Consider the following 11,468-nt stretch of genomic DNA (forward strand, 5'->3'; position numbering starts at 1 on the left):
TTTTGCTGTGCCGCAGGCGGTTATTCCTTCGGCTCGTCCATCTTCAAGGTACCGTCCTCGAAGATATTGAGCTTCTGCCGTAGCTCACGCGGCTGCATCGGCGCCTCGCCGGCACCAGCGGGCGCTGCTGCACCTGGCGCTGCCGAGCCTGGCGCCGCGGGTGCGTCAGATGCCGGCGGTGCATCCGGAGTGCCCTGCTCGCCCTCGATATTGCGCTGGGCCTTCTTGGTCAGAACGATGATATCGATGCGCCGGTTGACCGGGTTGAACGGGTTCTTGCGATCGAACAGCGACGACGAGGCATAACCCACCACCCGCGCCACCTGATCATCCGGATAGCCACCCGCCACCAGCGCACGTCGCGCAGCGTTGGCACGGTTGGCCGACAGCTCCCAGTTGCCGTAGTCACCGCTGCCGGCATAGGCCTTGGCATCGGTGTGGCCGCTGACGCTGATCTTGTTCGGCACCGCCTTGATGGTGTCGGCCATGGCCAGCAGAATGTCCTCGAAGTACGGCTGCAAACGCGCGCTGCCGATGTCGAACATCGGCCGGTTCTCGGCATCCATGATCTGGATACGCAGGCCGTCCTGGGTGATCTCGAACAGGATCTGATCCTTGAACTTCTGCAGTTGCGGGTTTTCTTCGACCTTGTTCTGCAGCTCCTGCAAGAGCAGGTTCAGGCGTTCCTTTTCAACCTGCTCGGCCATGGTCTCGACCTGATCCTTGTCCAGCTGCACACTGGTGTCGGGCGTCGGCTCGGACTTCACCTCAGGGTTGATGGTCTTGTCCGGCGCCAGCTCCGGCGAGCCACCCAGGTCAATCACATAGGGCGTGCCGCTTTCGGAGAAGCCGATCGGGTCCTTGAAGTAGCCGGCGATGGCGATCTTCTGCTCTGGGGTGGCCGTCGACATCAGCCACAGCACCAGGAAGAACGCCATCATCGCCGTCGCGAAGTCGGCAAAGGCGATCTTCCAGGCGCCGCCATGGTGACCGCCGCCAAAGCGCTTGACGCGCTTGATGATTATCGGCTGATTGTTTTCCATGAATCAGCGACCGCGAACTGCTTGTTCCAGCTCGGCGAAGCTCGGACGGTGCTTGGGGTACAGCACCTTGCGCCCGAATTCCACGGCCAGTGACGGCGGCATGCCCGAGGCCGAAGCCACCAGCGACGCCTTGATCGACTCGTACAGATTGACCTCTTCCTTGGCATCGTGAGCCAGGCAGGTAGCCAGTGGGCCGAAGAAACCGTACGCAGCAAGAATACCGAAGAAGGTACCCACCAGCGCCGCACCTACGTGCATGCCGATGGCAGCCTGGTCGCCCTCACCCAACGAGGCCATGGTGACGACGATACCCAGTACCGCCGCAACGATACCGAAGCCAGGCATGCCGTCGGCGATCCCGGTGACCGCGTGCGAAGGGTGGTCGAGTTCTTCCTTGAGGCTCAGCAGCTCCATGTCGAACAGGCCTTCGAGCTCGTGCGGAGCCATGTTGCCGGTGGACATGATGCGCAGGTAGTCACAGATGAACGCAGTCATGCGCTCATCACCCAGCACTGCCGGGTACTTGGCGAAGATCGGGCTGGCCGAGGCGTCTTCGATATCGCCTTCGATCGCCATCATGCCTTCGCGGCGGCTCTTGTTGAGGATCTCGTAGACCAGGCCCAACACCTCCAGGTAGAAGGTATGGGTGAAGCGCGAGCCGAACATCTTCATCGACTTCTTGATCACGTGCATGGTCATGTAGCCAGGGTTGGCCTGCAGGAACGCGCCAAACGCAGCCCCGCCAATGATGAGCACTTCGAACGGCTGGATCAGCGCCGCAATCTTGCCGTGGGAAAGCACGTAGCCTGCGATCACGCTCGCGAAGACGACGATGATGCCGATAATTTTAGCCATAGGTTCAAAGCACTTGAAGTCGAGGTCAGGGTCGGGGACGGGAGCTTGAAAACTCTTCTTCTACTTATCGGCAGAACTGCGCCAGACTATAGCCACTCCAAGTGAAAAGCCAGTTCGGACTGATGTCAAAATGCCAATTGAAACCAAGGTACCAAGTCAGACGCCACGCACTTTAGACCGCTGGATAAAACTGCTGGATGACGTGCGCCTGCCCGTGCCCAAGGAAAGCCACGACCGGGTACTGGCGGCCATCAATGACAACCGTCGGTCATTGCGCGACATCGCCGAACTGATGCAGGACAGCCCCGCCTTGGTGCTGTCGGTCATGCGTGAGGCCAATCACTCGGCCAACGCCAGCCAGGCCGAGCCGGCCGAGAGCCTCGAAGTTGCCCTCAATCGCCTCGGACTTGAGCGCAGCGCACAGCTGCTGGCGCGCCTGCCGGCCTTGCCCGGCGATGACATTCCGCCGGTACTGCGCCAGTTTCTGTTGATCAGCCAGCATGCCGCGCAGCAGGCCAGTGGCCTGTTCGCCAGCCGCCTGGCGCGGCTGTGGCAGGAGATTCACTGGGGCAGCCTGCTGTTCCTGTCGCCGCTGTGGCCGATGGCCGTGACCTACCCCAAGCTGCTCGACACCTGGGAGCTGCGGGTTATCCACAAGGGCGAAAACGCTGCCGAGGTCGAGATCGAGCTGTTTGGCGTACGCCTGATGGAGCTGTGCCAGGCGGTCGCCCTGCACTGGCGCCTGCCGGAGTGGGTAACCCAGGGCTACCGCCTGCTTACCAGCGAACGCGAACAATTGGCTCAGGTATTCAACATTGCCCGCGAGACGGACAGCCTCGAGCAGCAGCATCGGCTGGATGAAGAACCAGGCCTGCGCCGCTGGTTCAACCAACCGGCCAACACCGTATTGCTGGCCAACGGCCTGGCACTGGCGGCGCAAGTCGGCTGGGACAACCCGCACCTGCTGCGCTGGCAACTGCTGACCGCGCTGTATTTGCAGACCTCGCTGGACGACGTCCAGCAGCAGGTTCACCAGCAAGCCGCAGCGAGTGCCCGCCATCACGCCCGCCACGCCCTGTTCCACCCGGCCGAAGCGTTGATCTGGCCATGGCAGCAGCGCCGTCCGCACCCGGACATGCTCACACCACCGCCGCCGCCTGCAGAAAACCTGGAGCGCTGGCGCTCGCTGTGCGCCGAAATGCTGGCCCAGCCCAGCCGCTTCAGCAATGCCGTGCACCTGGCTACCCACGCCCGCGATGCACTGCTCGCCTGCGGCATGCAGCGGGTACTGCTGCTGACCTACGACAAGGCTACTGATGCCTTGCGCGTGCAGCAGACTGCTGGCCTGCCCAAGGAAGCAGCTGCACTGAACCTGGCAGTCAAACAGAACAAACTGTTAAAACGCTTGACCAGTCAGGCCGGGCAATTGCGCCTGACGCCGGACAACCACGCCCAGTTCGCCGCCCTGCTGCCAGCGCCGATCAATGCCCTGTTCCCCAGCGAGCACCTGCTGCTGCGCTCGCTGGCGGTCAATGGCCAGGTGATCATGCTGCTGCTTGCCGATCAGGCGGGCCGCCCGCTGGCCGACGTCAGCGTGCAGGCACTGGGCAAGACCGCCCAGTGTATCGAGCGCGCTCTGGCTACCTTCGCCACCCGCAGTAGCTGAGCCTTACGCTACAATCGCCCCCTCGCGTTCCACCTGGAGACTGTGGATGACTGATTTTTCCGGCTTGCCGCTGGTTATCGAAGCGCAAGACCTGTTGCCACGCCTGGGTTCGCCCGCGCTGATCGTGGTCGACCTGACCAGCGCCAACCGCTATGGCAGCGGCCACGTACCCGGTGCGCGCTTCGTCGACCCCAAGCGTAGCCAGCTGGGCCAACCGCCGGCGCCTGGGCTACTGCCGGCGCGCGCCGACCTGGAAAAGCTGTTCGCCGAACTCGGCCATCGTGACGATGCCGTCTATGTGGTTTACGACGACGAAGGCGGTGGCTGGGCCGGGCGTTTCATCTGGCTGCTGGATGTCATCGGTCATGCGCAGTATCACTACCTCAACGGTGGTATCCAGGCCTGGCCGGCTGATCAGCTGTCGACCGAGACGCCCGCCAGCGCCACCGGCTCGGTCAGCCTGACCATAAACGACGAGCCGACCGCCACCCGCGAATACCTGCAGAGCCGCCTCGGCGCTGCCGACCTGGCCATCTGGGACGCTCGCGCGCCGGGTGAATATCGGGGCGAGAAAGTGCTCGCGGCCAAGGGCGGGCACATCCCCGGCGCCGTCAACTTTGAGTGGACCGCAGGCATGGACATGAATGACCACCTGCGCATCCGCAAGGACATGGCCGAGATCCTGCAAAATCTGGGTATCACTCCCGACAAGGAAGTGATCACCCATTGCCAGACCCATCACCGTTCAGGCTTTACCTATCTGGTGGCCAAGTCCCTCGGCTACCCCCGGGTCAAGGCGTACGCCGGCTCGTGGGGCGAATGGGGCAACCATCCGGACACGCCCGTAGAGGTTTAAGGAAATTCAATGAAATCGCGTTTGTTCATCATCAGTCAGTACCTGCTGCCGCACCATCTGCTGTCACGCCTGGCCGGTTGTGTTGCCGAGTGCCGCGCGCGCTGGTTCAAGAATGCCTTCACCGCCTGGTTCGCCAAGCGTTATCAGGTCGACATGTCCGAAGCGCTGGTCGAAGACCTCAGCGCCTATGAGCACTTCAACGCCTTCTTCACCCGCGCCCTGAAGCCAGGTGCGCGCCCGCTGGATGAAACTCCAGGGGCCATTCTGTGCCCGGCCGATGGTGCCGTCAGCCAACTCGGCCCGATCGAGCACGGCCGCATCTTCCAGGCCAAGGGCCATGGTTACAGCGCGCTGGAGCTGCTCGGCGGCGATCCGGCGCTGGCCGCACCGTTCATGGGCGGCGAGTTCGCCACCATCTACCTGTCGCCGAAGGACTACCACCGCGTGCACATGCCGCTGGCCGGCACCCTGCGCGAGATGGTCTACGTGCCAGGCCGGCTGTTCTCGGTCAACCAGACCACTGCCGAAAACGTACCGGAGCTGTTTGCCCGCAACGAGCGCGTGGTCTGCCTGTTCGATACCGAGCGCGGGCCGATGGCCGTGGTGCTGGTCGGGGCGATGATCGTGGCTTCGATCGAAACCGTCTGGGCCGGGCTGGTCACGCCGCCCAAGCGTGAGCTGAAGACCTTCCGCTACGACGAAGCCAGCCGCACACCGATCCACCTGGAAAAAGGCGCCGAACTGGGCCGTTTCAAGCTGGGCTCCACTGCCATCGTGCTGTTTGGCCCGGAGCAGGTGAAGTGGGCTGAAAGCCTCGGTGCCGGCTCTGCCGTGCGCATGGGTGAACTGCTGGCGGTACCGACCGCAGTCTGATCCGCCGCCTAATAAAAGGCCCCGCATGGCGCAAACCATGCGGGGCCTTTTAGTTTGTCGGAGCCGCAAAAGCGGCCCCTTACAGCCTCAGATCAGCCGCGAGCGTCGCGGTCGCGCAAGCCGAGCAGATACAGCACTCCATCCAGACCAAGGGTCGAGATCGCCTGTTTGGCCGACTGGCGCACCAGTGGTTTGGCGCGGAAGGCCACGCCCAGCCCTGCCAGCGACAGCATGGGCAGATCGTTGGCGCCGTCGCCTACAGCGATGGTTTGTGCCAGTTGCAGGCCTTCCTTGCTGGCCAGCTCCTGCAACAGGTCAGCTTTACGCTGGGCATCGACAATTGGCTCGATGGCCACGCCTGTGACCTTGCCGTCGACCACTTCCAGCTCGTTGGCGAACACATAGTCGATACCCAGCCGCGCCTGTACCTGCTTGGCGAAGTAGGTAAAGCCACCGGACAGGATGGCGGTCTTGTAACCCAGGCGCTTGAGCTCGGCGAACAGGTTTTCGGCGCCCTCGGTCAAGCGCAGCGATGCGCCGATCTCGTCCAGTACCTTAACGTCCAGGCCTTTGAGCAACGCCATGCGCTCCTTGAAGCTGGCGCGAAAATCCAGCTCGCCGCGCATGGCCCGCTCGGTAATGGCGGAAACCTGCTCGCCGACGCCGGCGGCCTTGGCCAGCTCGTCGATGACTTCGGCTTCGATCAGCGTCGAATCCATGTCGAACACCGCCAGCCGGCGGTTGCGGCGGAACAGGTCATCCTTCTGGAAGGCGATATCCACGGCCAGCTCTTCAGACAACGTGAAGAACGCGGCACGCAGGGCCTGAGCATCACTCGGCTCGCCGCGCACAGAAATCTCCAGACACGCTTTGCCGTGCTCGCTGTCGGCGTTCAGCGCCACCCGCGCCGACAGGCGTTCGATGCGCTCGATGGTCAGGCCATACTGGCTGATGATCGCACTGACCCGCTGCAGCTGCTCGGGGGTGACCTTGCGGCTGAGCAAGGTGACAATCTGCCGGGCGTCGCCCTGGCCATCGGCCCAGTGCTGGTAGTCAGCCTCGGAAATCGGTGTGTAGCGTGCCTGCAGATTGAGCTCGTGGGCCTTGCTCTGCACGCTGTGCAGCAACTGCGTGGCGACTTCGTTATCCGGGATATCGACGAGGATGCCGAACGACAAAGTGCCGTGCATCACGGCCAGGCCGATGTCGAGAATGTTCACACCGCCCTGGAGCAGGACGCCGGTGATGGCGGCAGTGAGACCTGGGCGGTCTTCACCGGTGATGTTGATCAGAACGATTTCGCGCACAACCTGGCTCCGACTTCGATGAAAAATGCGCATTCTACCGACTTTCGGTGACTATCGGGCGCCACTTGCACTTTGCCGACAAATGCCGGGTCGCTATACTGCGCAGCACTTTCTCGTCATAAAGAGCCGCGCTCTGTGAACCGGCCCACGCCAGTTAAATCCGATAACTTCTTCCTGATGCTGTTCCATGCTCTGCGCCAACGCCGCGTACCCTTGGCATTGCGTATCGCCAGCACCAATATTTTCCTGGTGGCCATGGCGCTGGTGATCTATGCCTGCGTGATGGGCCTGCAGTTCAAGCAGGCCATGCATGAGCAGGCGGACGCCCTGGGGCAGAGCCTGACCATCCAGACGGCCACCTCGGCGACCGAACTGCTGGTGTCCAACGACATCCTCAGCCTCAACGTGCTGCTGGGCAATCTGGTGAAGAACCCGCTGGTGGCCCACGCCGCCATCTACAGCGTCGACAACCGCATCCTCGCCGAGGCCGGTCAGCGCCCGAAAAATACCCTGCTGGGTGAAGCCGAAGGCCTGTACCAGACCAAGATCACCTTTCAGGACGTGACCGCCGGGCAACTGCGCATCAGCCTGGACATGAGCGAGTTCCAGCAACCGATGCTGATCAGCTTGCAGAGCATGGGTATTCTGGCGGGGATCCTGCTGGTCTTGGCCCTGACCCTGAGCCTGCGCCTGGGCCGCTACATCTCCACGCCGCTGCTGCAGCTGCGGGTCTGGCTGCGTGATCCCCACCCGTACACCCCGGCCATCGATCGTCAGGACGAGATCGGCGACCTTGCCCGTCAGTTGCATGCCCGCCTCGCGCCACCGCCGCCGCCTGAGCCGGAAGAAGAGGAAGAGCACGACGACGAGCATGACTTCGCCGACCTTGATCACGCCCCGGCAACCACCAGTGTCGCTGCCCGCAGCCGGGCTATTGCCCAGCAGGATGAGGAAGACGATGAAGCCTTTGCCGGCCTGATCGACGTCGAGCAAAGCAGCGCCAAGCCGGTTGTGGCCGCGCCCGTCTCGACCGAACCGCAGTACAGCGCCGTACTGGCCGTACAGCTGGGTTCGCAGGAGCAACTGCGCCGCCTGCCGCGCACGCGCCTGACCGAGCTGCTCGAACGTTATCGCGACTGCCTCGAGCAGGCTGCTTCGCTGTATGAAGGTGAAACCTTCACCCTGACCGACGGCAGCACCTTGCTGCTGTTCCACAGCCGCGAGACGGGTGAAGACTACCTGACCAATGCCATCTGCTGCGGCGAGCTGCTGCGCGCCCTGGGCCATGCCCTGCAGATCGAAGTGGCCGATAGCGGCATCACCTTGCAGCTGCAACTGGGGCTGACCGTGGGTGATGACCTGCAAGGACTCGAGCAGGTCGATCTGCTGATGACCGAAAAAGCCCAGGATGCCCTGGCCCTGTCGCAGCACAGCCGCAACCTGCTGTTGGTCGAGCGCAAGATCACCGATGATGCGCTGGTCCGCCAACGCGCCCGCATCCGCCCGATTGCCAGCCCTGAGGGTGCATGCTGTGTCGAGCGGTTGATGGAGCCGTACCCGTCGATGCTGGAGCGGCAACTGGCGCGCATGCACGAGCGCCGGGCCTGAGGATTGGTCCACCCTGTGGGAGCGGGTGAGCCCGCTCCCACAACCCGCACAAACAAAAAGGCCGCCCCCACAGATCTCTTCAGGGGCGGCCTTTGCAAGCGCCTCGATTCAAACTCAGAACCTGAACACTTCCATATCGGTACGCACCGGCGAAGCAATCGGGATCTTCGACTTCTCTGGGGTCTTCTTGACCTGCACCGGCGCCGCCGGCTTCTTGCGGGTTTCTTCAGCCAGGGCCGGCTGATTGGCCAGCGGCTTGACCGCGTTGCTCAACTGCTCGGCCAGCTTCTGCAACAACTGCCCTTGCGCCTGCACCTGGGAAGACTCGCTGCCCTCATGCGGTTGCTCAAGGTGCACTATGCGGTTGTCACGCACATTGCCGCGGCGATCCAGCAGGCGCCACTGTGCATCCAGAATGGCCGGCTGATCCTTGCCCGAATCCAGCCGAGTGATCGACAGCAGCACCTGCACGTCCGGCGCAAAACCACTGCTCGCCGGCGCCAGCACCACCCGTTGGCTGTCCAGACGCCAGGCCAGCTGGCGCACCAGCAGCTGGTCAATATCCGAAGACAGGCTGCCCGCCCAACGACCGTCCGTCGCCGAAGTCAGGCTGCCGTCTGCCTGGCGCTGCAAAAAGGTCTCGCGCTGCAGGTAGTCAGCCACCGAAACCGGGCCCAGCACCACAGCCATACCGGCACTCTGCGAAGGCTGGCCAGGTTCACCACTGTCCAGCTGATACAGGGCTACCGGCTGGTGCACACTGCACCCGCCCAGGCCCAGCAGGCCGGTCATCAACAGCGCAAATGGAAAGCGCGGAAATTTCATCATCCCATCCAGGTGGCAGCCATTCGGCATACCGCAGTGATACACATGTAGAGTCTTTGGGGCGCTCGGCCACGCCGGCGCCGCGAGCGCCTATCATCCGCGAAAAGGTCGTCCGACTCCAGTAGTTCCGCCGCGAACAACGCCGAAAGTGCCGGTTCAGACGACTCGCCTGGTTAGCTCGAAGCTTCCACCAGCAGCCCATCGACGCGCTGGAAGCCGCGGGGCAGCTTGCTGCCTCGCCGACCGCGTTCGCCCTTGTAATGCTCCAGATCATCTGGTTTGAGCGACAGGGTACGCTTGCCAGCCTGCAATACAAGGGTCGACCCCTCGCTGATGACGGCCAGGTCGGTGACGTACTCCTCGCGACTGGCAACCCGGTCGCCCGGTACGCCAATGATCTTGTTGCCCTTGCCCTTGCCCAGCTGCGGCAGGTCGGCGACCTTGAACACCAGCAAGCGGCCTTCGGTGGTCACCGCTGCCAGCCAGTCCTGCTCGCGGTTGCTCACCGGCCGCGGCGGGATCACCTTGGCGCCGTTGGGCAGGCTGAGCAAACCCTTGCCGGCCTTGTTCTTGGCCTGCAGGTCTTCGCCCTTGACCACGAAGCCGTAACCCGCGTCGGAGGCCACCACATACAGGGCGTCGTCCTCGGGCAGCAGCACGCACTCGAAGGTCGCCCCCGGCGGCGGTGTCAGCCGCCCGGTCAGCGGCTCGCCCTGGCCACGGGCCGAGGGCAACGTGTGCGCGGCCACCGAATAACTGCGCCCGGTGGAGTCGATCAGCACGGCAAACTGGTTGGAGCGCCCCGCCGCAGCGGCCTTGAAGCCGTCACCGGCTTTGTAGGAAAGCCCGGTGGCATCGATGTCATGGCCCTTGGCGCAACGCACCCAGCCTTTTTCCGAAAGCACCACGGTGACCGGCTCGGTCGGCATCAGCTCGTTTTCCGAGAGTGCCTTGGCTTCGCTGCGCTCGACAATTGGCGAGCGACGGTCGTCGCCATACTTCTCGGCATCTTTGATCAGCTCGCTGCGCACCAGCTTTTTCAGCTTGGCGTCGCTACCCAGCAGGGCTTGCAGCTTGGCCTGCTCTTTAAGCAGTTCGTCCTGCTCACCGCGGATTTTCATTTCTTCCAGGCGAGCCAGCTGGCGCAGGCGCGTCTCGAGGATGTATTCAGCCTGGATTTCGGTCAGCTCGAAGCGGGCAATCAACGCCTGCTTGGGGTGCTCTTCGGTACGGATGATGTGGATAACTTCATCCAGGTTGAGAAACGCCGTGAGCAAGCCGTCCAACAGGTGCAGGCGCCGCTCGACCTTGTCCAGGCGGTGCTGCAGGCGCCGGCGCACGGTGCCGACGCGGAACTGCAACCATTCCTGCAGCAACAGCCGCAGGTTTTTCAGTTGCGGCCGGCCGTCGAGGCCGATGATGTTGACGTTGACCCGGTAGCTGCTTTCCAGATCAGTGGTGGCGAACAGGTGCTGCATCAGCTCGTCGGCATCGACCCGATTGGAGCGCGGGATGATCACGATTCGGCATGGGTTCTCATGATCGGACTCGTCGCGCAGGTCAGCCACCATTGGCAGCTTCTTGGCCTGCATCTGCGCAGCGATCTGCTCGAGCACCTTGGCCCCGGAGACCTGGTGCGGCAAGGCGGTGACGACAATGTCGCCATCCTCGACGCGGTACACCGCACGCATGCGGATCGAGCCTTTGCCGCTCTCGTACATCTTCAAGATGTCGGCACGCGGCGTGATGATCTCGGCTTCGGTCGGATAGTCCGGGCCTTGAATGTGCTCGCAAAGCTGCTCGATGGTCGCTTTCGGCTCGTCGAGCAGGCGCACACAGGCGCTGGCGACTTCGCGCAGGTTGTGCGGCGGCACATCGGTGGCCATGCCCACAGCAATACCGGTGGTGCCGTTGAGGAGGATATTCGGCAGCCGCGCCGGCAGAACCGACGGCTCCTGCAGAGTGCCGTCGAAGTTGGGCACCCAGTCGACCGTGCCCTGGCCGACTTCGTCGAGCAGCACTTCGGAGTAGCGCGACAGGCGCGCCTCGGTATAACGCATGGCCGCGAACGACTTCGGATCGTCCGGCGCACCCCAGTTGCCCTGGCCGTCGACCAGGGTATAGCGGTAGCTGAACGGCTGCGCCATCAGCACCATGGCTTCATAGCAGGCCGAGTCGCCGTGCGGGTGGAACTTGCCGAGCACGTCGCCGACGGTACGCGCCGACTTCTTGTGCTTGGAATCGGCATCCAGACCCAACTCGCTCATGGCATAGACAATGCGCCGCTGCACAGGCTTGAGGCCGTCGCCGATATGCGGCAGGGCGCGGTCCATGATCACGTACATGGAGTAGTTGAGGTAGGCCTGTTCGGTGAAGTCAGCCAGGGAACGGCGCTCGACGCCGTCGAGACTGAGTTCCAGTGAGTCGCTCATGCG

The 11,468-nt window shown here is 63.2% G+C and carries 9 protein-coding genes; 4 read left to right on the top strand and 5 right to left on the bottom strand.

What is annotated here, in order from left to right:
- Positions 1 to 20: 20 nt before the first annotated feature.
- Both motB and motA read right to left on the bottom strand, forming a co-directional pair.
- Complete coding sequence (gene motB, locus AC58X1_RS10455; RefSeq protein WP_259074421.1) at positions 21 to 1,043, bottom strand: flagellar motor protein MotB; 1,023 nt, start codon at positions 1,041 to 1,043, stop codon at positions 21 to 23.
- A 3-nt stretch (positions 1,044 to 1,046) separates the two neighbouring features.
- Positions 1,047 to 1,898 carry a flagellar motor stator protein MotA gene (gene motA, locus AC58X1_RS10460; RefSeq protein WP_101315887.1) on the bottom strand — a complete coding sequence of 284 codons (852 nt, stop codon included), beginning with the start codon at positions 1,896 to 1,898 and terminating at the stop codon, positions 1,047 to 1,049.
- Between the two features lie 130 nt (positions 1,899 to 2,028).
- On the opposite strand from motA, the gene AC58X1_RS10465 reads away from it, so the two are divergent.
- From AC58X1_RS10465 to asd, 3 genes are read left to right on the top strand one after another with little or no spacing between them, the layout of a single operon-like run.
- Positions 2,029 to 3,564 (top strand): HDOD domain-containing protein, encoded by a 1,536-nt coding sequence (locus AC58X1_RS10465; protein WP_497428816.1) that lies wholly within the window; start codon positions 2,029 to 2,031, stop codon positions 3,562 to 3,564.
- Positions 3,565 to 3,610: 46 nt separating this feature from the next.
- Positions 3,611 to 4,420 (top strand): rhodanese-like domain-containing protein, encoded by an 810-nt coding sequence (locus AC58X1_RS10470; protein WP_497428817.1) that lies wholly within the window; start codon positions 3,611 to 3,613, stop codon positions 4,418 to 4,420.
- A gap of 9 nt (positions 4,421 to 4,429) precedes the next feature.
- Entirely contained in the window at positions 4,430 to 5,293 is an 864-nt protein-coding gene (asd, locus tag AC58X1_RS10475; protein ID WP_186700664.1) for an archaetidylserine decarboxylase, read from the top strand.
- 92 nt (positions 5,294 to 5,385) lie between these two features.
- Here asd and serB read toward each other — a convergent pair whose 3' ends face one another.
- Positions 5,386 to 6,600, bottom strand: coding sequence for a phosphoserine phosphatase SerB (gene serB / locus AC58X1_RS10480; protein ID WP_101315883.1), 1,215 nt, complete (start codon positions 6,598 to 6,600; stop codon positions 5,386 to 5,388).
- 135 nt (positions 6,601 to 6,735) lie between these two features.
- Between serB and AC58X1_RS10485 the strand changes: the two genes are divergently transcribed.
- A complete protein-coding gene (locus AC58X1_RS10485) occupies positions 6,736 to 8,208 on the top strand; it encodes a histidine kinase (protein WP_101315881.1) in 1,473 nt (490 codons plus the stop codon).
- Positions 8,209 to 8,322: 114 nt separating this feature from the next.
- On the opposite strand, the gene AC58X1_RS10490 is transcribed toward AC58X1_RS10485, so the two are convergent.
- Positions 8,323 to 9,033 (bottom strand): PqiC family protein, encoded by a 711-nt coding sequence (locus AC58X1_RS10490; RefSeq protein ID WP_101315879.1) that lies wholly within the window; start codon positions 9,031 to 9,033, stop codon positions 8,323 to 8,325.
- Positions 9,034 to 9,206: 173 nt separating this feature from the next.
- Positions 9,207 to 11,465, bottom strand: coding sequence for a DNA topoisomerase IV subunit A (gene parC, locus AC58X1_RS10495; RefSeq protein ID WP_101315877.1), 2,259 nt, complete (start codon positions 11,463 to 11,465; stop codon positions 9,207 to 9,209).
- Between the last annotated feature and the right edge of the window lie 3 nt (positions 11,466 to 11,468).

The organism is Pseudomonas sp. PGPR N4, from assembly GCF_059693665.1.